The 19,809-nt window shown below is 63.6% G+C and carries 27 protein-coding genes and 1 pseudogene; 18 read left to right on the plus strand and 10 right to left on the minus strand.

The window, feature by feature from the left end; genetic code table 11:
• Positions 1-247: 247 nt before the first annotated feature.
• Entirely contained in the window at positions 248-967 is a 720-nt protein-coding gene (locus tag LCM4577_RS08530) for a Crp/Fnr family transcriptional regulator (protein WP_040980750.1), read from the plus strand.
• A 54-nt stretch (positions 968-1,021) separates the two neighbouring features.
• Here LCM4577_RS08530 and LCM4577_RS08535 read toward each other — a convergent pair whose 3' ends face one another.
• A complete protein-coding gene (locus LCM4577_RS08535) occupies positions 1,022-1,264 on the minus strand; it encodes a hypothetical protein (RefSeq protein WP_071070751.1) in 243 nt (80 codons plus the stop codon).
• Between the two features lie 371 nt (positions 1,265-1,635).
• On the opposite strand from LCM4577_RS08535, the gene LCM4577_RS08540 reads away from it, so the two are divergent.
• The 4 genes from LCM4577_RS08540 to LCM4577_RS08555 all read left to right on the plus strand — a co-directional run bounded on the left by LCM4577_RS08540 (position 1,636) and on the right by LCM4577_RS08555 (position 4,447).
• The gene (locus LCM4577_RS08540; protein ID WP_040980746.1) at positions 1,636-1,881 is read left to right on the plus strand and encodes a hypothetical protein; all 246 of its coding nucleotides are present in this window, start codon (positions 1,636-1,638) and stop codon (positions 1,879-1,881) included.
• 13 nt (positions 1,882-1,894) lie between these two features.
• Positions 1,895-2,533: an inorganic diphosphatase gene (locus LCM4577_RS08545; protein ID WP_244508255.1), complete on the plus strand. Its 639-nt coding sequence runs from the start codon at positions 1,895-1,897 to the stop codon at positions 2,531-2,533.
• 241 nt (positions 2,534-2,774) lie between these two features.
• Positions 2,775-4,085: an NRAMP family divalent metal transporter gene (locus LCM4577_RS08550; RefSeq protein ID WP_041012458.1), complete on the plus strand. Its 1,311-nt coding sequence runs from the start codon at positions 2,775-2,777 to the stop codon at positions 4,083-4,085.
• A 131-nt stretch (positions 4,086-4,216) separates the two neighbouring features.
• Positions 4,217-4,447: a hypothetical protein gene (locus LCM4577_RS08555; protein WP_041012457.1), complete on the plus strand. Its 231-nt coding sequence runs from the start codon at positions 4,217-4,219 to the stop codon at positions 4,445-4,447.
• Between the two features lie 126 nt (positions 4,448-4,573).
• On the opposite strand, the gene LCM4577_RS08560 is transcribed toward LCM4577_RS08555, so the two are convergent.
• Positions 4,574-5,482: a hypothetical protein gene (locus tag LCM4577_RS08560; protein ID WP_071070753.1), complete on the minus strand. Its 909-nt coding sequence runs from the start codon at positions 5,480-5,482 to the stop codon at positions 4,574-4,576.
• Here LCM4577_RS08560 and LCM4577_RS08565 point away from each other — a divergent pair.
• The gene (locus LCM4577_RS08565) at positions 5,481-5,660 is read left to right on the plus strand and encodes a hypothetical protein (protein WP_371410036.1); all 180 of its coding nucleotides are present in this window, start codon (positions 5,481-5,483) and stop codon (positions 5,658-5,660) included. The two genes, LCM4577_RS08560 and LCM4577_RS08565, sit on opposite strands and share 2 nt — an antisense overlap.
• 212 nt (positions 5,661-5,872) lie before the next feature.
• Positions 5,873-6,055: a hypothetical protein gene (locus LCM4577_RS08570; protein WP_083354669.1), complete on the plus strand. Its 183-nt coding sequence runs from the start codon at positions 5,873-5,875 to the stop codon at positions 6,053-6,055.
• Between the two features lie 21 nt (positions 6,056-6,076).
• Here the strand turns inward: LCM4577_RS08570 and LCM4577_RS08575 are convergent, their stop codons facing one another.
• Positions 6,077-6,394: a hypothetical protein gene (locus tag LCM4577_RS08575; RefSeq protein ID WP_071030951.1), complete on the minus strand. Its 318-nt coding sequence runs from the start codon at positions 6,392-6,394 to the stop codon at positions 6,077-6,079.
• A 701-nt stretch (positions 6,395-7,095) separates the two neighbouring features.
• Between LCM4577_RS08575 and LCM4577_RS08580 the strand changes: the two genes are divergently transcribed.
• The gene (locus LCM4577_RS08580) at positions 7,096-7,395 is read left to right on the plus strand and encodes a DUF982 domain-containing protein (RefSeq protein WP_040980730.1); all 300 of its coding nucleotides are present in this window, start codon (positions 7,096-7,098) and stop codon (positions 7,393-7,395) included.
• A gap of 4 nt (positions 7,396-7,399) precedes the next feature.
• Here LCM4577_RS08580 and LCM4577_RS08585 read toward each other — a convergent pair whose 3' ends face one another.
• On the minus strand, positions 7,400-8,119 hold the full coding sequence (locus LCM4577_RS08585; RefSeq protein WP_040980728.1) for a Crp/Fnr family transcriptional regulator: 720 nt from the start codon (positions 8,117-8,119) through the stop codon (positions 7,400-7,402).
• Between the two features lie 167 nt (positions 8,120-8,286).
• Here LCM4577_RS08585 and LCM4577_RS08590 point away from each other — a divergent pair, with 167 nt between their 5' ends.
• Together LCM4577_RS08590 and LCM4577_RS08595 are read left to right on the plus strand one after the other, a co-directional pair.
• Positions 8,287-8,520, plus strand: coding sequence for a DUF6894 family protein (locus tag LCM4577_RS08590; RefSeq protein WP_040981048.1), 234 nt, complete (start codon positions 8,287-8,289; stop codon positions 8,518-8,520).
• A 39-nt stretch (positions 8,521-8,559) separates the two neighbouring features.
• Entirely contained in the window at positions 8,560-9,453 is an 894-nt protein-coding gene (locus LCM4577_RS08595) for an alpha/beta fold hydrolase (RefSeq protein ID WP_071030949.1), read from the plus strand.
• A gap of 45 nt (positions 9,454-9,498) precedes the next feature.
• Here LCM4577_RS08595 and LCM4577_RS08600 read toward each other — a convergent pair whose 3' ends face one another.
• Positions 9,499-9,723: a hypothetical protein gene (locus tag LCM4577_RS08600; RefSeq protein WP_040980724.1), complete on the minus strand. Its 225-nt coding sequence runs from the start codon at positions 9,721-9,723 to the stop codon at positions 9,499-9,501.
• A gap of 442 nt (positions 9,724-10,165) precedes the next feature.
• Between LCM4577_RS08600 and LCM4577_RS34155 the strand changes: the two are divergent.
• The 6 genes and pseudogenes from LCM4577_RS34155 to LCM4577_RS08630 form a co-directional block, all read left to right on the plus strand.
• Positions 10,166-10,261, plus strand: a pseudogene (locus tag LCM4577_RS34155) (KGG domain-containing protein); the annotation flags it as partial.
• Positions 10,262-10,346: 85 nt separating this feature from the next.
• Positions 10,347-10,865: a ferritin-like domain-containing protein gene (locus LCM4577_RS08610; RefSeq protein WP_040981046.1), complete on the plus strand. Its 519-nt coding sequence runs from the start codon at positions 10,347-10,349 to the stop codon at positions 10,863-10,865.
• Between the two features lie 237 nt (positions 10,866-11,102).
• On the plus strand, positions 11,103-11,600 hold the full coding sequence (locus LCM4577_RS08615; RefSeq protein WP_040980720.1) for a hypothetical protein: 498 nt from the start codon (positions 11,103-11,105) through the stop codon (positions 11,598-11,600).
• 196 nt (positions 11,601-11,796) lie between these two features.
• The gene (locus tag LCM4577_RS08620; protein WP_040980718.1) at positions 11,797-12,006 is read left to right on the plus strand and encodes a hypothetical protein; all 210 of its coding nucleotides are present in this window, start codon (positions 11,797-11,799) and stop codon (positions 12,004-12,006) included.
• A 26-nt stretch (positions 12,007-12,032) separates the two neighbouring features.
• A complete protein-coding gene (locus LCM4577_RS08625; protein ID WP_040980716.1) occupies positions 12,033-12,230 on the plus strand; it encodes a hypothetical protein in 198 nt (65 codons plus the stop codon).
• A gap of 42 nt (positions 12,231-12,272) precedes the next feature.
• Entirely contained in the window at positions 12,273-12,590 is a 318-nt protein-coding gene (locus LCM4577_RS08630; protein ID WP_040980714.1) for a plasmid stabilization protein, read from the plus strand.
• Between the two features lie 44 nt (positions 12,591-12,634).
• Here LCM4577_RS08630 and LCM4577_RS08635 read toward each other — a convergent pair whose 3' ends face one another.
• Positions 12,635-13,093: an Lrp/AsnC family transcriptional regulator gene (locus LCM4577_RS08635; RefSeq protein ID WP_040981044.1), complete on the minus strand. Its 459-nt coding sequence runs from the start codon at positions 13,091-13,093 to the stop codon at positions 12,635-12,637.
• A gap of 169 nt (positions 13,094-13,262) precedes the next feature.
• Between LCM4577_RS08635 and LCM4577_RS08640 the strand changes: the two genes are divergently transcribed.
• Positions 13,263-14,006 (plus strand): AzlC family ABC transporter permease, encoded by a 744-nt coding sequence (locus tag LCM4577_RS08640; RefSeq protein WP_071070757.1) that lies wholly within the window; start codon positions 13,263-13,265, stop codon positions 14,004-14,006.
• A complete protein-coding gene (locus LCM4577_RS08645; protein WP_071030947.1) occupies positions 14,003-14,302 on the plus strand; it encodes an AzlD family protein in 300 nt (99 codons plus the stop codon). The genes LCM4577_RS08640 and LCM4577_RS08645 overlap by 4 nt, the downstream gene beginning before the upstream one ends.
• A 6-nt stretch (positions 14,303-14,308) precedes the next feature.
• Here the strand turns inward: LCM4577_RS08645 and LCM4577_RS08650 are convergent, their stop codons facing one another.
• From LCM4577_RS08650 to LCM4577_RS08665, 4 genes are all read right to left on the minus strand, one after another.
• On the minus strand, positions 14,309-14,815 hold the full coding sequence (locus LCM4577_RS08650) for a hypothetical protein (RefSeq protein ID WP_071070759.1): 507 nt from the start codon (positions 14,813-14,815) through the stop codon (positions 14,309-14,311).
• Positions 14,816-15,073: 258 nt separating this feature from the next.
• Positions 15,074-17,167 (minus strand): EAL domain-containing protein, encoded by a 2,094-nt coding sequence (locus LCM4577_RS08655; protein WP_071070761.1) that lies wholly within the window; start codon positions 17,165-17,167, stop codon positions 15,074-15,076.
• 97 nt (positions 17,168-17,264) lie between these two features.
• Entirely contained in the window at positions 17,265-18,425 is a 1,161-nt protein-coding gene (locus tag LCM4577_RS08660; protein WP_071070762.1) for a M20 aminoacylase family protein, read from the minus strand.
• 45 nt (positions 18,426-18,470) lie between these two features.
• Positions 18,471-19,667 (minus strand): diaminopropionate ammonia-lyase, encoded by a 1,197-nt coding sequence (locus LCM4577_RS08665; protein ID WP_071030944.1) that lies wholly within the window; start codon positions 19,665-19,667, stop codon positions 18,471-18,473.
• Positions 19,668-19,809: the final 142 nt, after the last annotated feature.

The following is a 19,809-nucleotide window of genomic DNA, read 5'->3' on the forward strand; positions in this document are numbered from 1 at the left end:
TCGGCTTGCCTTCGCGACGCTCCCGGCGCGCCACCTTGCGTCGCTTCCAGAAAGGCGCGGCGGACGAGCGATCCGGCGGCACCGGCCGCAATGCGTCAATCGGCATTTCGCCCGAGAAAAAGCGCCGAGTTATCAAATGTTAGCGCACTGTGTCTAACAACCCCATACCTCGTCAAACGCGCCTGTTTTGAATCACTTGTGACATCCCCTGTGACCGGGCCGCTCGGCCCGCTCATGGAAGACATGAATGCTTGAATCGCTTTTCCTGAATCTCGGCCAGCACGACAGCCTGTCGGATGATGAGCAATCCCTGCTCGGCAATTTGATGACGGGCGAGCGCAGCTTCGCCGCCGGGCAGGACATCGTCGCGTCCGGATCGCGGCCGGCCTACAGCACGCTCATCCTCGACGGACTCGCCGCGCGTTACAAGGTGCTTGCCGATGGCGGCCGGCAATTCACATCGCTGCAGATTCCAGGCGATTTCGTCGACCTCTATGCCTTTCTGCTGAAGACGATGGACCACGGCGTCATCGCGCTCTCGCCCTGCCGCGTCATCCTGGCCGACCATTCGAAGCTGCGTAGCATCACCGAGCGGGCACCGCACCTGACGCGGCTCTTGTGGCTCGACACGCTGATCGACGGCGCCATCCACCGCGAGTGGATCGTCGCCATGGGGCGGCGCTCGAAAGTCTCCCATCTGGCRCATCTGTTCTGCGAGCTGTTCGTCAGGCTGCAAGTGGTGAAGCGCACCAACGGCATGAGCTTCCATTTGCCCGTTTCGCAAGCCGAGCTCGCCGACGTGCTGGGCCTGTCGGTGGTGCATATGAACCGTGTCATCAGCGCGCTGCGCAACAGCGGCGTGATCGCCTGGGCAAACCATACGGTGACGATCCTCGACTGGCAGAAGCTGCAGCAGATCGCCGAGTTCGACCCGACCTATCTTTCAATGACGCGCGAGCCGCGCTGATCGCCGCTGAAGGCATCTTGCCAAAACCGCTGCGCAGTTTTCGGGCGACATGCATCATTCAGAACGCCGTTTCCGGTGCGKGGATTCCTGGTTTTCGCCGCGCAGCATCTGCCGGTCGTCGGGATCGGTCAGGTCGCTCTCGGCAGGCTTCAACGTATTGCCCTTCGCGCGGGCAGCCCGCTCCTGATGCGGCCGCTTCAGTTCCTCCTCGGCATTGAAATCCTTGCCGGCATTCTTGGTGTTGACGCGCTCCTCGATGATGCGCTGCTGCTGATCATGCGTTGTCTTGCCTGCCATGCCGGTCTCTCCCACGGCTGAAAGAAATTCTCCCCCACAGAGAAGCCCGTCCGCAGGGGTGAGCGGGCGGGCTTCTATCGGGAGGGACCCCGATGGCGGCGGGGGAGCCGCCGCGCACCGAACCGGCCACCGGCGGTTATGTTCCATTGCTGGAGCGAAAGCGACGGAATTTCCCGACGGGGCCGAGACATTCCGCGCGACAGCCGCTGCGGTTCCGATCTTCGTCGCGCTGCCGGCCTTCTTCCTCTTCGGCCGATAAGCCGGTGGGACACGCGCCGGCTGCGCCGCGGACGCGCCAGCATGGCGCAAAATATCAAATGTAATTTTGCTCTGCCCCGCGGTCGRCCAAACTGTGGGTGGGGATTCGATGAATGAAGGCCTATCGCGTGGAAGAGATGGATGGCGAGACCGTCCTTGCAAGCCATGCCGTCGAGGCGATGGCGCCGTACGAGGCGGCGCGAAAGGCGCTCGGCGTCGAGGTCACGCTGCGCGCCGGTGCCGACAGATGGATTCGGGTCGTCGAGCTGACCGACAGGCCGCCGACGCGGCTGCGCCCTGGCGTTTTCGAGTTCAGGGTTGTCGGTCGTACGAGCTATCCTTTGCCATCGGTTTGCTGAAATCGGCTCGCGGTTGATCTCAACGATCCGCAACGCATCCTCGCCCTGGAACCTTCCCCTGCCGGTGAAAGTTCACTTTGCGCAACTGACTCGGCGCGGCTCCCGATTTGAAATGGCTGATTACCTCAAACTTCCGGCAATCTCTGGTAAACTATTCCGTGTGGTCGTCGAGACGCCGCGGGGATCGGCCGCGAAACTAGCCTATGAACGGAAGACCCGCGTGTTCGAATACTCCCGCCCTCTTCCGGTGGGAAATACCTACCCCTATGATTGGGGTTTCGTGCCGTCCACGTTGGGGGACGATGGTGATCCCCTGGACGGGCTCGTTATCCATCAGGCCGCCGCCGCCCCGGGCGTTGTTATTAAATGCGACCTACTTGGCGCGCTTCGCGTGAAGCAGCAGGACCCCGATGGCTCGAAGGTTCGTAACGACAGGTATATCTTCTGCCCGCACAATGAAGACGCGCAGGACGAGCCCGTCGCTATCGCCGATGTCCCACAGGATCTTCGCCGGGAGATAGAGCAGTTTTTTCTTTCGTCGGTATTGGGCACCGGCAAGAAGATCAAGCTTAAGGGTTGGCAAAACGCCGCCGAGGCCAGGGCTTCGCTTGTGGAGGGGATGAAAATTTTCAAGCGAAAATTCTCGCATTGAGCGGACAGCGGATGCCTGCCTCGCACGGTTTTCTGACCGTCGGTGAGAACCTCTGGGCCATGAACGAATGCGGTGGGAACCTCGGCTGGCCATGCCCAGGTGACCGTCACTCTGGAACCGATCGTTCATCCGCCGGTTACCTTATGCCTTCGTTAGCAGGTGCTTATGCAATGCGGAAGAGCCGCCCCAAATCCTTGGCGCACCTCGCGCTCACGGCCGACCCCGCGCCGGCGGCCTTCCTATGACCGGGATCGGTTCGCAAATCGATAGAGAACAAAGCAGCACGTTGGCGAAAGGTCCTTTCCAACGGTTCCTTCGCACGATCGGGCCCGGATTCATCACCGGTGCGTCCGATGACGATCCCTCCGGCATCGGAACTTACAGCCAGGCTGGAGCCCAACTCGGATTCAATATCGGCTGGTCCATGCTGTTCACCTTCCCGCTGATGGCGGCAATCCAGGAGATCGCCGCTCGCATTGGCCGCACCACGGGCAAGGGTATTTCAGGCAACCTCAGCCGGCACTATCCGGCCCCGCTGCTTTCCGTTGTGGTGATGCTGCTGTTCGTTGCCAACGTCATCAACATCGGCGCCGATCTCAGCGCCATGGCCGACGCGTTGAAACTGCTCGTCGGCGGACCGAGTTCCCTCTATGTCGTCGCTTTCGCGATCATCTGTGTCTCGGCGATCGTGTTCCTCGACTACACCCGCTACGTGACGGTCCTCAAATGGACCACCTTGAGCCTTTTTGCCTACGTCATCGCGATGTTCGCGGCCAATGTGCCCTGGATCGACGCGGCCAAAGGCCTGTTCATTCCGCACCTCGAATGGAGCGGGGCTTTCTTCACGACATTGCTGGCGATCCTTGGCACGACGATCTCGCCTTATCTGTTCTTCTGGCAGGCCTCGCAGGAGGTCGAAGAGGAGGAGCTCAAGCTGACCGCCGAGCCGCTGCGATGGGCGCCCTGGCAAGCCACACGGGCGTTCGGGCGGATACGCGCCGACACGCTGGTCGGAATGGCGTTCTCGAATTTGATCGCCGTCGCGATCATCTTCACCACCGCCGCGACCCTTCACAAGGCGGGGGTGACGGACATCACCTCGTCAACGGACGCGGCAAAGGCGCTGGAACCGGCGGCTGGAGAATTCGCTTTCATCGTCTTCTCGGCGGGCATCATCGGCACCGGACTTCTGGCGGTGCCGGTGCTGGCGGGTTCGGCGGCATTCGCAGTAGGCGAAGCGCTGCGCTGGCCGGTCGGCCTTCAGCGCAAGCCGAAGGAAGCAGCCGCCTTCTACGCCACGCTCGCCGCGGCGACCGCTCTTGGCACTGGGATCATGTTTACCCCAATCGACCCGATCAAGGCGCTTTACTGGAGCGCCGTGATAAACGGCATGTGCGCTGTGCCGGTCATGGTCGTGATGATGCTGATGGCTGCCCGTAAGGACATCATGGGAGAATTCCCGGTCCAGGGCTGGCTGCGCGCGCTGGGTTGGCTGTCGACATTGGCAATGGGTATGTCGTCGCTCGGTCTGGTCGCTCAATGGTTCTTGTGAGTGCTGCGCCCGCTGCGCGGCACCTAAGACGAGAAAGGCGGTCAACGCCTGAGCTGCACCCAACCGGTCGTCTGGAGGGATAGTGCGCGACTTCGGTCAGCATTGATTATTCATTTTGAAGGCGGGCAAATATGACCAAATCTTCGCTTCATCTGCTCAAGGGCACCGGCTATCTGATCTCCACCGTGAGCGTGATCCTGCTGGCGACCGTAAGTTGGGACAGCGCCTCGAAAAGTCCTTTGCTGACGGCCTGTCTGCTCGGAGGAGCGGCCACCTCGATCATCGGCATGTTCTGTCGCTGGCTCTCCTACGAGATCGAGAAACGGCAGGAAGAGCGGCGGGAGAGTCAGCAGGCTCGGTGAGGCCGTTCGCACCCGCGTTTGCCGAAGGAATCGCGCCCAGGCTGGTGACGCATCCAGCGACAATAGACGCCCGCCGGCAAGGCCAGCGGGCGCACCTGACGAGGGATGCCGAAGGCAGCCGGGCTGTCAGCCGCGAACGAAGAGCGCTTCGTCTTCGTCGCGCTGCCTGCCGCCGAGAGCGCCGGCAACGCTGGCAATGAAAGCTCCAACGATCATCGACAGGGCGCCGACGAGCGCGAAGGTGGCACCTGCCTTTCTGGCGGTGTCGGCGGCCGCCTTCGCCTTGTTCTTGGCGTCTTCAATGCCGCCAAGCACAGTATCGACGCGCTTGGCGGCATCGGCCTGAGAAAGCCCGGTGCGGGAGGCTACCAGCTTCGCAAGATAGGCTTTGTCGTCGGCCGACACCTCGCCCTTGGCGGCGCTTGCCACCAGGATGCGTGTTGCCTGCGCCGTCATGCCGGCGTCATTCTGGCCGGCTGGGGCGACGTTACCTGTGTCGGCCGGGCGGAAGAGCTGGTCGATGAAATAACCCAAGGTGTTGTTGTCGGTTGCGGCGGCGCCATTCGCGGCTGCCGTCGAAGCACCCRCCGCCGCGCCCGCCGCAACGTTGGACCCCGCTTGCACGCCCGCCCCGATTGTTGCGGACAAGGCAGAGCCGAACACGCCGGCAACCAGCAGCGTCGCCAGCGCCCAGGCCAGAAAGCCATGCGCGGTGTCGCGGAAGTAGACTTCGTTGTCGTGAATGCCGACCCATTTCGTCCGTAGCCGGCCGGTCAAGTAGCCGCCCAGCCCGGCCGACAGCCATTGCACGACGATCAACCAGACGGCGGCCGAAACCGCAAAAGTGGTGGTCGAGGCGCTGGCGCCGGTCCAGGGCGAAACCATGGTTAGCCCCAACCCGGAGCCGATCAGCATCAAAACCACTGTCAGGGTCGCCGCGGCGAAGGCTCCCGCAACGATCGGACCCCAACTCACGGCAGAAGACGAAGACTCGGTCGCGCCGGAAAGTTCGACGTCAGTTACAGCGGAATTCATCACCCATCTCCTACCGCGCGAACAGCATAAGCAGGATGATGATCGGGATTGGAACCCCCAGCAGCCAAAGCAATATACCTCGTCCCATAGTAACCTCCTGTTGCTGTCGAGACGGAATACCAATTCGCAGAACTGGCTTTCGTTCCTAAGGTTTAGTGAGGGATCGACGGGACTTTGAGCCCGCTGATGCCGGCGATGCCGCCGCGGAATCTTTCGGAACAAGCGGCGACTCGACATGTTCGGCAGCCGGTGGCTCGCGCGGCCTGCAAGGCACAATTCGGTGCCGGCGCAATGGTCCCCGAAGATGCTGTCGAAAACGGTGGCGAATTTGCAATAAGAAACGACGGACATATAATTAGCTGACTAAGTGATTCATGGCACGGTGAGCCGATGGCCAAGAAGAAGAACAGGCAGACTCCCGCAGGCGTTTCGGCAGCATCTCGAGCTGAAATCCTCGAGGCGGCCTATTTTGCCCGCAAATGCGGGCTCACCCGCGACGAGGCATTACAGATGATCCGCGAAGCCCACGGCTCGACCGTCAAGCCGGTAGAAGGCGGAAAGCGCAAACACTGACCTTGGTCGACCGGTCAGTTCTCATTGGCCCGTCTGCGGCGGCACCTGGCCGGGCTTGATCACCGGCATCTCGCTGCCTGTCGGCGGCGGCGGCGTTGCGTTCTTGTCGCCGGTCGGCGGCGGTTTCAGCACGCCGCCGCAATTGCCGAGCTGTTTCGACAGTTCATCCGTATCGGCCTCTTGCTTCTGTTTCTGCTGCTGGTCGTTGGCGTCGGGCTTGGCCTGACAGTTCTGCGTCTGCTGATCCGTCGGTTGCTCGTCCCCCTGCTGGGCGGTCTGCGCAACCGCCGGCAGAGCCGGGATCAGAGCGAAAGCCGCGATGAGAAGCGCTTTCTTCATGGGATCCTCCTCATGGTCAGTGCTCGTGAGAGCGCCTCGGCCAGGCTAGAAACGCATGGGGCCGGCGCGATCTCATTCAGCGGGCAGTATTTGGCGTCTCGGTCGGAACTGCGAAATATCCTCCGCTTGCCTTTCAGGCGGGTCGAGCGGCGTGAAAGCCGGCCGGCGCCACCGCGCTGAAGCGAATTCCAAGGGACAACGCATATCGCCAGAAAAGGTTGGCTCGGTTCGTCGCGCTTGGCCAAGACCCTTCGGCATGCATCAAAGTTAAATGCGGACCACCCGAGCGTGATGCTAGATTCCATCGTTGGGGGGACTCTTCAGGAGGAGTCCCATGGACGTTCGAACTCTCATCGGCACTCTCTCGGCCGCTTTGCTGCGCCGGCGTGCCGCAGCACCGCCGATTCCCGCCAGGGTAATCCGCGCCTCGCTGGCGGATATCCCGCTAAGGCCGCGGCCGCGTCCGCCACATCGGCCGGCGCCTCCCGCCAGGCCCGCGAGCAACATGTAGCCTCCGAACCGCTGGGCGAATGCAACCGACTGGCTAGGTCATCGTTTACGGCCATTCCCAATCTTGTGGTGCACCATGAAATCCTTGCCTGTGAATCCGCTCCTTGCCCTTGTAGCCGCCATGATCACGGCCGCACCCTTTGTCGGCCTTGCCTGGCGAACGCGCGAATGGTTCGGATGGTGACGACCCGATGAGCCGTTTCCTGCCGCTCACCATCCGCTTCGTCAGCGGCGGCACGATGGTCGTCACCACGGTCGCAGAGGCGAAGAAGGCGCTTGCCGGGGCCTGGAAGAACAAGGAAGCGCCGGATTATCTCAAGGCGGCGCGGCTGGTGGACGACGCAATCGCGGGCACCTGCCGGCCGGCCGTCGCCTTTGCCGCCTTCAAGAAAGCCGCCGCGCAGCAGGGGCTGCTGAAATCCGCGCAGCCAAGCGCGGCCCTGACCATGCTGGACGAGCTCTGGTCGCGCTCCAAGAAGCCGCCTGGCTAGAGACCTATCTCGGCTCGCGCGTCATGCTGAGATAGGTCGGATCGAACTCTGCGATCGTAACCAGCCGCTCCCAGTCGAGGATCGTGATCATATGGTTCGTCCAGTTGATGACGTTCATGCGTCGCAGCGTGCCGATCACCCGGTTCATATGGACGACGGACAGGCCGAGCACGTCGGCCAGTTGAGCCTGCGACAGCGGCAAGTAAAAACCCATGTCGCGCGTCTTCTTCACCACCTGTAGCCGGATAAACAGCTCGCATATCAGGTGTGCGAGGTGGGAGAGCTTGGAGCGGCGTCCCATCGCCACGATCCACTCGCGATGAATGGCGCCGTCGACGAGCGTGTCGAGCCACAAAAGCCGGGTGAGATGCGGCGCCTGTTCGGTGATCGTCTTGAGCTTGCTGTGCTCGGCAGCAGCCACATGGCAAGGCGACAAGGCAGTGATGCCGTGATCCATCGTCTTCAGCAGGAAGGCATGGAGATCGACGAAATCCCCCGGGACCTGCAGCGAGGTGAACTGACGGCCGCCATCCTCCAAAACTTTGTAACGAGCGGCAAACCCGTCGATGATCAGCGTGCTATAGGTCGGCCTGGTTCCTTCAGAGACGATATCCTCGCCGGTGCCAACATATTTCTCGATCGACAAAGTCGATGTGAGCAAAGCCTTCTCTTCTTCCGACAAGGCGTCATGCTGGCCGAGATTGAGGTAAAGCGATTCCAGCAATTGCACGTTCTCCGTTGGAGACTGCTAACGCTGCAAGGTGGGGCTGGTTGCAGGCGGCCACCAGCCGACAGGTGGCACCGCGCGGATTCTTCTCTCCGGATCAGCGGCTTGGAACCACGACCGCGCTACCGAATTGACCTTCGAAATTTCCGGGGATGGACCTGTCCATGCAGCGCTTTTACTTCAACCTCTACAACACCGAGCACAGCCAGGAAGACACCGAGGGACAGCTCTTCGCCAGCCGCGAGCGCGCCGGCATGGAGGCGTTGCGCATCCTGCACGACGTCGCCCGCGACGAAATGCCGGGCGGCAGGCATCTGACCATCACCGTCAAGGTGCTGGATGAAAAGCGCGACCAGATTTTCGAAGCGTCGCTGATATTGGACTCCGCCTGGACGTGAGCGGTCGACGCTGTCGGCGCCAGCCGCCGGAGACAAGCCATGTTTGAGAATTTCGACAGTCGCGAGATTGATACCGGCGAAGCAAGGATCTTCGCCCGCCGCGCTGGCAGCGGGCCCGGTCTGCTCCTGCTGCACGGTTTTCCCGAGACCCATGCGATGTGGCGCGAGGTGGCTCCCGGCCTGGCACGGGATTTCACCGTCGTCTGCGCCGATCTGCGCGGCTATGGACAAAGCTCCTGCCCGCCATCGACCAGCGACCATGCGCCCTATGCCAAGCGCGCCATGGCCGCCGACATGGTCATGCTGATGGAGACATTCGGCTTTCGATGCTTCATGGTCGCGGGTCACGATCGCGGCGGGCGCGTTGCCTACCGGCTGGCGCTCGACCACCCGGACCGAGTCGAGAAGCTTGCAGTGCTGGACATCATCCCGACAGGCGATGCCTGGGACCGGGCGGACGACCGCCTGGCGCTAGGCTACTGGCCCTGGTCGTTGCTATCGCAACCCTGGCCGCTGCCGGAGACGATGCTTGCGGCCGCCGCCGATGCCGTCGTCGACAATGCGCTCTCCGGCTGGGGATCGTCGCCCGACGCGTTTCCGCCCGGAGTGCGGCAGCTCTATATCGATGCGCTGCGTGATGCCGCGCATATCCATGCTATTTGCGAAGAATATCGCGCGGCGGCTTCCCTCGACCGCGAGCATGACCGTGCCGACAGGGAGGCCGGCCGGCGCATCGCCTGCCCACTGCTGGCGCTATGGAGCGAGCATGGGGCGCTGGCCGAATGGTACGCGCAGGAAGGCGGCCCGGAAGCGATGTGGCGGAACTGGGCGGACGACGTCAGCGGCGGCGCCCTGCCCGGCGGTCACTTCTTTCCGGAGGAGTCGCCGATCGAAACGGCGGCCACGCTCGACGCCTTCTTTTCCGGAAGATAGACACAGTCCTTTCCGGATACCGCCCCCAGCGCGGACAGGCCCGGCTCACGCTAGCATCAGGTAGAGCAGCGGCAGGGCCGCCAGGCCGGCCGCCATTGCAATGAGCGTGGCGTGGCCGAGACGTTCAGCGCGCCTGGCGATATCGGCGACCTCATCCTCGTCATTGATGACGTCGAGGAAGGAAAGATCGGCAAGGGTGGCAGGTTGATTATCGTTGGCAGGCAGGCTTTCGGCGTCCTGCCGGGCGGGTTTTGCAGAGATATAGGTCAAAACGTCGTCTCGCTCCGAAGCCGGTTAAGCGGCCTTCTTGTTCATGGATATTGGTGCCCGCCGAAATGCGCGCGGGGGCGATCGGCGGGCACCAGGACAGCCGGCGATGGAGGGGGCTTTTCTCGACGGCCGCTCCCCAATTCGCAAAAAGCGGATTGGTTGCACATGCCGGCCCAATGCGTCGGTCAGGTCGGACTTCAGTCCGAGGCGGTCACGAAATGTTTCAGCCGGAACATAGCCAGTTCGCGCCTGTTCCTTTTACTCAAGGATGCCGAACGCGTCCTTGAATTCACCCTGAAGAAGAATCCCAACCGACGGAGAAGTCGACATGCCCAATCAAGGCGGAAGCCACGAACAGCACGTCAAGGCCGGCCAGCAGAGCCACAAGAACCGCGACGACCGGCATCGCGGCAGTGAGCAGCAGCAGGCCGAGGACCGCAACATGGATCAGCGCGGTGCGGGTCAGCACAGGGGCGGCAGCGGCAACTTCGCCGAAGACCGCCAGCGTGCCTCGGAAGCCGGCCGCAAGGGCGGCCAGCGCTGAGTTAAAAGGTGGCGTCGGTGCTTTTGCACCGCGCCACCTTCGTTTTGGAGTTGTGCCTTTTCAAATCATGGAGAAATCGATGGCGACGAAGCGTTCGTCCGAACCCGCGAACGGCCTGGAAAGCCTGTTCGTAGATGGCCTCAAGGACATTTACTATGCGGAAAAGAAAATCCTGAAGACGCTGCCGAAAATGGCCAAAGCCGCGTCAGCGGAAGAAGTAGGCGCGGCTTTCGAGAAGCATCGTGTCGAGACGGAGGGCCATGTCGATCGACTCGAAAAGGTTTTCGAAATCCTCGGCAAACCTGCGCGCGGCAAGACCTGCCCGGCGATCGATGGCATCATTGAAGAAGGTTCGGAGATCCTCGAGGAATACAAAGATGAGCCGGCTCTCGATGCCGGCCTTGTAGCGGCTGCCCAGGCGGTCGAACACTACGAGATCGCGCGCTACGGCACGCTGATCGCCTGGGCAGAGCAACTCGGCCTGAAGGACGCGCTGCCGTTGCTCCGCGACACGCTCAAGGAAGAGTCCGCAACGGACGAAGCGCTTACCAAGCTGGGCGAAAGTGGTGCGAACGAGCGAGCGTTGCAGGCCGCATAGAAGGCGCCAGAGGCCATGGCTTCGGTCCGCATACCATCGCCTGGCCTGATGAAGCGGCCCCGGTTCAACGCCGGGGCCGTAGGCTGGAATCCGAACCGTCGGGGGAGTTGGTCGTACCTGTAGAACGGAACTTCAAACCGTTACCCGCCGATGCCGCATGGAACCAGTTCGGCTCCTCCCGGTTGCTTAGATGCCGCGCCGCAGAATGGAGGCCGGCATTCTAATGGAGGGCAACTGATGTCCACGCATACGCTTCATCCTGAGCGAGTCGACGAGACCCGCTTGCAGGCCTATTCGGCTTTTGCGCCAATTCTTATCAATTCGCTCGCACAGAAACTCGCGCGCCAACAGGGAATGAAGGAGCTGGATAAACTCGAGGCATCGTTGGTCCGGCTGGTCGAGGAGACGGATATCGCCGCGCCGGATTCGGAAGCGATGAAGGAGTTCGCCGTCGAGCTTGTCGTGTCCACGCTGCGCAACGTGCGAGAGCACCCTGACGCCAAGAAGGATCTGGAAGAGATCGACGAGCGTCGTGCCGAAGGGCGCTCGGAAGACCCGGACACGCTGGAAGAGCAGTTGCAGTCCGGGCTCGAGGACAGTTTTCCGGCCAGCGATCCCCCGGCCGTCGTTTCGACAGCGATCACCGGCGGTGCCAAGGACATCGTCGGCACCGACGAGGTATTGCGCCGCAAGAAAGAAGCGTCCGCGCGCCGCCAGGAAAAGCAGGAAACCTGATCGCCGGAGTGATGCCGTGCCATTCGAGCAAGGCAACGGGCTGATTACGAAAATCAGGCAGCAGCTGAGGGGCTTACGGCGCGCGTAGCGCACTCTCGCCGGAGCCCCCCGATATGAAGACGGCTCGCCAAACTCGCGAACGAAAAGGAACCAGCCTCGCCGCGAAGGGTTGGTTCAGTATTGGAAGGACAAAACCATGCAGAAAAGCGAACTTCCCAACCGCCCAGGCCCAGCAGGAACTCCGTCAGGTAACCTGCCGACCAAGGGCGGCGACGATCCCGATGTGCGCTTCCTGGCGGAGAACACCGATCTATCGCCAAAGCAGGCGCGGGAGTTGATCCGGGAGCACGGGCATGACCGGGACAAGCTCCTGAGGATCGCCCGGACCATGAAGGCGGAGGGCTGACCGCCCGAGAAGCAAGCGAGGTTGAGATGAGCAATTCACCGAACACAGGACGCCCCGGAACCTCCGATCAATGGCCGCGCTGGGAAGGCCCGAAGGCCAACAAGCCGCGCGGCTACCTGCCACCCAAGGACGATCCCGACGAGGATCGGGACGCCGCCGGCGAGAACAACAAGGATCCGGAACGGTCTGACCTCAGCGACGTCGCCAAGAAAAAGGGTTCCTGAGGCCGGTCTGCGGCTTCACTCAGCGCAACAAGGAGCAAGACAATGCCACGCGGAGACAAATCCAAATACACTGACAAGCAGGAACGCAAGGCGGACCATATCGCCGAAGGCTATGAGAAGCGCGGCGTCTCCGAGAAGGAAGCAGAGCGCCGCGCCTGGGCGACGGTCAACAAGGACGACGCCGGCGGCAAGAAGGAGGGCGGCTCCGGCCGCGGCAAACACACCGGCCATCCGGCGGCGCACAAAGGCGGCAAGGCCGGCGGCAAGGCGTCGGGCGAGCGATCCGCGGCCGCGCGTTCGGCCTCGGCCAAGAAGGCGGCTGCGACGCGCAAGAGAAATGCCGAGCACCACGCGCATTAGTGAGGACCTCCCCTTCTCCCACAACAAGGGGAGAAGGGAAGACCCTACAGCGGCATTTCCGAAGTCTGCTTGATTGTCTGGCTGGGTACGTCCGTCTTGACGTTCTGCACACCCTTGATCCGGCTCAGATGCTCCGACTGGAAGCGGCGGTAGTCGTCGATGCCGGCCGCCACGATCCGCACCATGGCATCGCAATCGCCCAGCATCAGATAGCATTCCATCACTTCCGGAAATTTCGCCACCTCGGCGGCGAAATGCTCGATCGTGTCCTCGTCCTGCTGCTTCAGCCAGATGCGGGTAAAGAAGGTCTGGCCGCGGCCGATCTTGGCCGGGTTCAGCACCGCGACATAGCGGTCGATGACGCCCGCCTCCTCCAGCAGCTTCACGCGCCGCAGGCAAGGTGACGGCGACAGGCCGACTTCCTTCGCCAGATCGTTGTTCGCCATGCGCCCGTCGCGCTGCAGCGCGCGCAGGATACGTCTGTCGATCTCGTCCAGCTTCATGGCCCAGAATTCCAATCTTTTGCCTGAATGCGCTACCCAGTGCCAAATCGTGGCAGAAGCGACGCATCTTCGCAACCCGATTGCCGGGCGTTTCGGCTATTGTCCGGCGATCGACAACCCACAACCGACCGGGAGAATGGCGGCCGCAAGGCCAGCCAAAGGCAAAGTCATGAGCGTTTCCGAGATCGCCCTCGCCGGGGAGCAAACCAGCAACGGCCGCGGCGCCGAGTTCCGGCGCGGGCTTGCCGCCTCGACGCCGGTGCTGCTCGGCATCATCCCCTATGCGCTGGTTCTCGGCGCGCAGGCCGCGCAGAAAGGCCTTTCTGTGGCCGAGGTGCCGCTGATGACCGGCCTCAACTTCGCCGGCGGCTCCGAATTCGCCGCGATCCAGCTCTGGACCTCGCCGCCGCATGTATTGTTGATCACCGCCATCACGCTTCTGGTCAACAGCCGGCATTTCCTGATGGGCGCCGCACTTGCGCCCTTCATCAAGCGCCTGCCGAAGCGAAAGGTGTTTCCTGCGCTGTTCCTGATGTGCGACGAGAGCTGGGCGGTGGGCCTGGCCGACGCGCAACGCCGCGCCGCCTCCGGCCTGCGGCCGGCTTTCAGCCTGGCTTTTTACCTGGGCGCCGGCCTGCCTTTCTATCTCGCCTGGGTGGCGTTCACGACCTGCGGCGCGGCGCTCGGCCCGGTGCTCGGCGACGTCCAGACATATGGTTTCGCGATGGCCTTCCCGGCCGTCTTCCTGGTTCTGCTGCGCGGCATGTGGAAGGGCTTTGTCGCGGCGCGGCCCTGGCTGGTCAGCCTGGTCGTGGCGGCTCTCGTCTATCTCACCGTGCCCGGTGCCTGGTATGTGGCGGCCGGCGCGCTTTCCGGCCTGGTGGCCGCGTGGTTCCTGGCAGGTGAGAAATGATCGACCCGATGACCGTGCTCGCCATCTCGGCGATGGCCGGCGTGACATATCTCACCCGCATCGGCGGCTATCTGGTGCTGAGGAACCGCACGCTCAGTCCCCGCGCCACGGCGGTGATGGAGGCGGCGCCCGGCTGCGTGCTGATCTCGGTGATCGCGCCGGACTTCGTCTCGAAGAACCCGGCCGACCTCGCAGCACTGGCCATAACCGTGCTTGCCGCGACAAGGCTGTCGATGCTGCCGACGGTGGTGATCGGGGTTGGCTCGGCGGGAGCGTTGCGGTGGCTGATCGGTTAGCAGGCCTCAGCCGCCGTAAAGTCCGAGTTCGTCCGGCTGGACCGAAGCCGCGTCGCCTTCGGCCTGCCCGCCCGCATGCCGCTTCAGCGCGGCATCCAGCCTTTCGCTGTCGCTGCCTCGCGGATCGACTATGGCATTGACAAGCGTATCGAGAGAAACGCCAAGTTGATCCAGCCCAAGCTGTCTCTCGATTTCGGCAATCGCCTGTGGAGATTGCCCTTTCAACGCTTCGATGGCGTTCTTGATCGCCGCCCCATAGGAAGACACGGACTCGTAGTCGGTCTGATCGACGCCAAACTCCTTGCCAGCGCGCTCCATCAGCCGGACCTTCATGGCTGTGATGTTGAGGTTGTCGACGCTGAACATGGATGGCGATGCTGCGGGCTCGGCCGGCATCAGCGGTGAAGTCGTGAGCCTGGAGCCGATGCCGATACTTGCCGCCGCTCCGGGAGTCGAAGGCAGGCGTTGCCGCTGCAGGATCACAAGCCTGGTGCTGTTGAGCGGTGAAGACATTGCCGGTCTCGCAGGCGCCGGTCCATCATGATTCGGACGCCGGGCGGTCGACCCAAGACATCATGTCCCGAGCGGAACAGTTCGCAGGCAGTAACCCAGTTGTCCTAAGAATTCGACAGAGCAACCGTTCATCATTTAACGAAATGGCGAACCGGTCTATCGCTTTGTTTGGCAAAAGGAGCCTATGCAAGATCGCCGTCCCGGCAAGGCAGCACCGCCCCCGCCCAGGCGCCTTCCCAACATGGGAACATGGCGATATCAGCCTGCCCGCATCTCCCGCGCGCCGCCCCTCGCCCTCGCCACGATCGCCTCCAGCGGCTCGGGCCGGTGCAGGAAATAGCCCTGGCCAAAGGCGACGCCCATGGCCATAAGGATCTCCAGCGCGTTTTTCTCCTCGACCTTTTCGGCCACCACAGCGGCGCCCATCGATCGGGCGATGCCGGTGATCGCCGAGACGATCTCGCGATCGAACGGGCTGTCGGCGATGTGCTCGACGAACGAACCGTCGATCTTGATCGCATCTATGGGAAAGCGCCTGAGATATTCGAAGGAGCTCATGCCGGCGCCGAAGTCGTCGAGACTGACGCGGCAATGGCGTTCGCGCGCCCGGCGCACGAACTCCGCCGCCGCGTCGAAATTGGTGACGGCGGCCGTCTCGGTGATCTCGAAGCCGACGGCCGACGGTGACGCGCCGCTCTCGGCGATGGCCTCGTCGACGAAATCCCAAAGTTGCGGATCGGAAAGCGTCTGCGCCGACAAATTGAAGTCGAGCGCGATGGCCCCCGCTCGCATCGCATCGCCATGGCGCGTCAGCGCGGTGCGGATGATCCAACGGTCGAGCCGGGCAGCAAGGCCGAAGCGTTCGGCGACCGGCATGAAATCGCCGGGCGGAATCATGTTGCCGGTGCGAGCCTCGAGCCTGGCCAGCACTTCGACATGGCGGCTGTCTTCCCATGGCTGGCCGAGCCGGTGGATTTCCTGACCGAACAGCTTCAGCCGGCCGTCCTCCATCGCATCGACAAGGTCAGCCGCCAGCCGTGCGGCGTTGAGGCCGCCAGCGCCCGACGTAGTCTCCGGCGAGAACACCGCGAAGCGGTTGCGACCGCCGGCCTTGGCGGCGTAGCAGGCATCGTCGGCGCAAGCAAGCGCATCGGCCACGCTCATGTTGCGGTCGCGCACGAAGGCGATGCCGATGCTGGCGGCAAGCCTGCGCGAAGTGACGGCCGGGCCGAGATCGGCGTCGCGCACGGCGGCAAGCACGGCGCGGGCAAGACGCTCGGCGCAGGCGTCATTGCAGTTCGGCACCAAAAGCGCGAATTCGTCCCCGCCAAGCCGCGCCGCATGCGCCGAAGCGGGCAGGCTGGCGAGGATGCCCGCCGCGACGCTCTTCAGCGCCACGTCGCCGGCGGCATGGCCGGCATAGTCGTTGAGCGCCTTGAAGTAGTCGAGGTCGACATAGAATACGGCGAGTGGCAGCCGCTCGGCCATGGCGATGTTCTCGGCAAGCAGCCGGTCGAAGGCCGCGCGGTTGAGCAGCCCGGTCAACGCGTCGTGGCGCGCGGCGAAGGCAAGCTCCTCGGCACGCCTCTTCTCCTCGGTGATGTCGCGCACCGTGCCCAAAATCTGGCCGGCTGAGCCCGCAGCGATGAAGCGCACAAGCGACTCGACGTGACGGATTTCACCGTCGCGGCGGACGATGCGATATTGCACGGCCGCGACGCCCTCAGAGCCGACCGGCACATCGTGGGCACGCTCGGCGACTTCCTTGTCCTGCGGATGCAGGAAAGTGTGCCAGAAGTCGGCGGCCACCTCGTCGTGGTCAGTGACGACGCCGAATATCTCGCGCGTGCGGGCGTCCCAATAGCTTTTCTGGGTGCCGATATCGAAGTGCCAGATGCCCGTGCCGCTGGCGGCGAGCGCGAGACGGAAGCGGACGTTGATCTGCTCCAGCGCCGCTTCGGCCTCCTTCTRCCGGGTGATGTCGGTCTGCACGCCCATCAGCCTGAGCGGCTTGCCGTCAGCGTCGCGCTCGACGATGCCRCCGCGGTCGAGCACCCAGACCCAGTGGCCGTCCTTGTGGCGCAGGCGCAGCTCCGTCTCGATGGAATCGACGAGGCCCGCAATATGCCGGTCGCCGCTTTCCTGCGCGCGCTGGCGATCGTCGGGATGGGTCAGCTTCAGCCAGAGATCGGACGTGTTGGCAAGCTCGCCCGCTTCATAGCCCAGCATCTTCGACCAGGTCGGCGAATAATAGCAATCGCCGGTCGACAGATTCCAGTCCCACAGGCCGAGTTGAGCCCGGTCAAGCGCCAGCGCCCAGAACTTGCCGTTGCGTTTATTGTCGTCCGCCATTCTTTGTTCTTGCCGCCCTGTCCCGGCAATACTGCATGAAAGCAGAGAAGAAAGAGTTACCGGGTGGGGGGCAGCTAATCTCCCCCTTGCGGGATTGCTAACTGCCCAGCGCCAACCGCCGCCTCACCACCGCCGCATGGAACCGCGCACCGTGCAGCAGGCCTTCGTCGTTGAAATCATAGGCAGGATTGTGCAGCGGCGCGGTGTCGCCATTGCCCATGAAGACGAAGCAACCAGGGACACGGTCGAGGAAGCGGGCGAAATCCTCCGACGCGGTCATAGGCTCCGCCGCAACGTGAACAACATTGTTCGCCAGCACCATGCGCGCGGCAGCGAATGCCTCGTCGACAAGCGCCGCGTCGTTGATCAACGGCACGAACTCGCGCGTGTAAGTGATTTCAGCAGCAACGTTATAGGCCTGGGCGGTGCCCTCGGCGATGCGGCGCATCTCCTTTTCGATCGCGGCGCTCACCTCGGACCGGAAACTGCGGCAATCGCCCAGGATGCGCGCCAGCCCCGGCAGCGCATTGCGGGTGCCGTCGGTGATGAGCTCGGTCACCGAGACGACACCGACATCGGCTGGACTCAGGCGCCGCGAGACGATGGTCTGCAGGTTGACCACCAGCGCGCAGGCGGCGACCAGCGTCTCCTGGCCGGCATGYGGCCGCGCCGCGTGGCCGCCGAGGCCTTTGAGCACGATCTCGAAATTGTCCTCGGCCGACATGACCGGGCCGCTGCGGGTCTCGAAATGGCCGATGGGAAGGCCTGGCATGTTGTGCAGCCCGAAGATCTCCTCGAAGGGAAAGCGCTCGAGCAGGCCGTCGTCCAGCATGGCCAGCGCGCCCCTGCCCCATTCCTCGGCCGGCTGGAAGATGAAGCGCACCGTACCGTCGAAGCCGCCTTCGTTGGCGAGCAGCTTGGCCGCGCCGAGCAGCATCGAGGTGTGGCCATCATGGCCACAGGCATGCATGGTGCCGGGCGTCTGCGAGCGCCAGGCTTGCTTGCCCTGCTCGGCGATGCGCAGCGCATCCATGTCGGCGCGCAGCGCGATGGCCCGGTTGCCGCTGCCGCGGGTCAGCGTGCCGACGACGCCGGTGYCGCCGACGCCTTCGGCCACCTCCAGTCCGAACGCGCGGAGTTTTTCCGCCACAAAGGCGGCGGTGCGTCTTTCCTCGAAGCCGAACTCGGGATGGGCGTGGAGATCGCGCCGCCACGCCGTCATCTCGCTGTGCAGTGCCTGTTGGTCGAGTTCAGCCATCGGCCGCTCCAAGCCTCTTGTTAACAGGGAGAACCGGAATTGCTGTCAGGCACTCTGCAGGAACACCTCTTCCGGCGCCATCCCGACCAGCTCGGCAAAGCGGCCATGGTCAGTCGCGCCCTCGGAGTTGATGACGAGCACGCGCGAGTGCGTATCGAGGCCGAGTGCGGCACGTATACGTCGGTCGCCGGCGGCGCGGACCAGCCCGGCCAGGCCTGCCCCGCCGCTCTCTCCGGAGACGATCGCCGGATCGCCGCCCAGGGGCCGCGCCAGCCGCTTCATCACCGCGACCGCGTCCTCTTCGTCCACCGTCATGAAGGCATCGCCGACGCGCGCCAGCACGCGCCAGGCGACGAGAGAGGGCTCGGCGCATTCAAGCATCGTCATCACGGTCGGCTCCTGCTTTGCGACCGTCGCCGGACGTCCGGCCTCAGCCGATGCGTAGATGCAAGCCGAGCGTCGCGGCTCGACCACCACGGCCTTCGGCCGCCTGGAGCCAAGCATGACGGCCATATGGCCGGCGATCGCCGCCGCGAAGCCACCGACGCCGGCCTGCAGGAAGACATGCGTTGGTGGCTCGGCCATGCGCCGCAGCGTCTCGCGCACGATCACGGTATAGCCCTGCATGACGAGCCCAGGGACGCGCTCATAGCCGAGCCAGGACGTGTTGGAGATGATCTTCCAACCGCGCTCGGCGCCGACGCGCGCGACTTCGCGCACCGCATGGTCATAGCCGCCCTCGACCTCGACGATCTCCGCGCCGAAGCGGGCGATGGCCGCGACGCGCTCGGCACTGACACCGGCATGGACGAAGATCACCGAACGCGCGCCGACGAGGCTGGCGCCCTGCGCCACGGAGCGGCCATGGTTGCCGTCGGTGGCGCAGACGAAGATCATGCCGGACGCGATCTGGCGCACTCTGGCGTCGTTTATCTCGCTGATATCGACATCGCGCCCGAGCCACTTGCCGGCCTCCTCCAGCACCAGCCGCATGACGGCATAGGCGCCGCCCAGCGCCTTGAAGCTGCCAAGGCCCAGACGCTGGCCTTCATCCTTGACATGAAGCGACGCGATGCCGAGCTCGTCGGCCAACGCCGGTAAGGCGTGCATCGGTGTCTCGGCATGGTCGTGGCGCGCCTTGAGGTAATGCTCGGCCCGCTCGCCGCCAGCCATGCCGAGTGCCTCCGCATCGGCGGCAACCAACGGCTGGTTGTGTTCGGGACGTTGGTTGAGAAGCAGCATGCTAGTCTTCCTGCGAGGCACTGAACTCTTTTGGCGGGCGCGACTCCGGCGCGATTCTGCGCGCGCTTTAATTGGCTAAGTGATTGAAGTTTGTTTCGATTGGATGTCGCCGAATGTTCGGTTCGGAAGCACCCGACACAGC

It is taken from the genome of Mesorhizobium sp. LCM 4577, assembly GCF_001854795.2.
GTDB lineage: Bacteria > Pseudomonadota > Alphaproteobacteria > Rhizobiales > Rhizobiaceae > Mesorhizobium > Mesorhizobium plurifarium.

What these genes read in the sequence shown, in the direction of transcription:
- LCM4577_RS08540 (WP_040980746.1), top strand. Translation starts at nt 1,636, where the DNA reads ATGAAGGCCTATCGCGTGGAAGAGATGGATGGCGAGACCGTCCTTGCA.
- LCM4577_RS08550 (WP_041012458.1), top strand. Translation starts at nt 2,775, where the DNA reads ATGACCGGGATCGGTTCGCAAATCGATAGAGAACAAAGCAGCACGTTG.
- LCM4577_RS08555 (WP_041012457.1), top strand. Translation starts at nt 4,217, where the DNA reads ATGACCAAATCTTCGCTTCATCTGCTCAAGGGCACCGGCTATCTGATC.
- LCM4577_RS08570 (WP_083354669.1), top strand. Translation starts at nt 5,873, where the DNA reads ATGGCCAAGAAGAAGAACAGGCAGACTCCCGCAGGCGTTTCGGCAGCA.
- LCM4577_RS08575 (WP_071030951.1), bottom strand. Translation starts at nt 6,394, where the DNA reads ATGAAGAAAGCGCTTCTCATCGCGGCTTTCGCTCTGATCCCGGCTCTG.
- LCM4577_RS08580 (WP_040980730.1), top strand. Translation starts at nt 7,096, where the DNA reads ATGAGCCGTTTCCTGCCGCTCACCATCCGCTTCGTCAGCGGCGGCACG.
- LCM4577_RS08590 (WP_040981048.1), top strand. Translation starts at nt 8,287, where the DNA reads ATGCAGCGCTTTTACTTCAACCTCTACAACACCGAGCACAGCCAGGAA.
- LCM4577_RS08595 (WP_071030949.1), top strand. Translation starts at nt 8,560, where the DNA reads ATGTTTGAGAATTTCGACAGTCGCGAGATTGATACCGGCGAAGCAAGG.
- LCM4577_RS08610 (WP_040981046.1), top strand. Translation starts at nt 10,347, where the DNA reads ATGGCGACGAAGCGTTCGTCCGAACCCGCGAACGGCCTGGAAAGCCTG.
- LCM4577_RS08615 (WP_040980720.1), top strand. Translation starts at nt 11,103, where the DNA reads ATGTCCACGCATACGCTTCATCCTGAGCGAGTCGACGAGACCCGCTTG.
- LCM4577_RS08620 (WP_040980718.1), top strand. Translation starts at nt 11,797, where the DNA reads ATGCAGAAAAGCGAACTTCCCAACCGCCCAGGCCCAGCAGGAACTCCG.
- LCM4577_RS08625 (WP_040980716.1), top strand. Translation starts at nt 12,033, where the DNA reads ATGAGCAATTCACCGAACACAGGACGCCCCGGAACCTCCGATCAATGG.
- LCM4577_RS08630 (WP_040980714.1), top strand. Translation starts at nt 12,273, where the DNA reads ATGCCACGCGGAGACAAATCCAAATACACTGACAAGCAGGAACGCAAG.
- LCM4577_RS08635 (WP_040981044.1), bottom strand. Translation starts at nt 13,093, where the DNA reads ATGAAGCTGGACGAGATCGACAGACGTATCCTGCGCGCGCTGCAGCGC.
- LCM4577_RS08640 (WP_071070757.1), top strand. Translation starts at nt 13,263, where the DNA reads ATGAGCGTTTCCGAGATCGCCCTCGCCGGGGAGCAAACCAGCAACGGC.
- LCM4577_RS08645 (WP_071030947.1), top strand. Translation starts at nt 14,003, where the DNA reads ATGATCGACCCGATGACCGTGCTCGCCATCTCGGCGATGGCCGGCGTG.
- LCM4577_RS08650 (WP_071070759.1), bottom strand. Translation starts at nt 14,815, where the DNA reads ATGTCTTCACCGCTCAACAGCACCAGGCTTGTGATCCTGCAGCGGCAA.
- LCM4577_RS08665 (WP_071030944.1), bottom strand. Translation starts at nt 19,667, where the DNA reads ATGCTGCTTCTCAACCAACGTCCCGAACACAACCAGCCGTTGGTTGCC.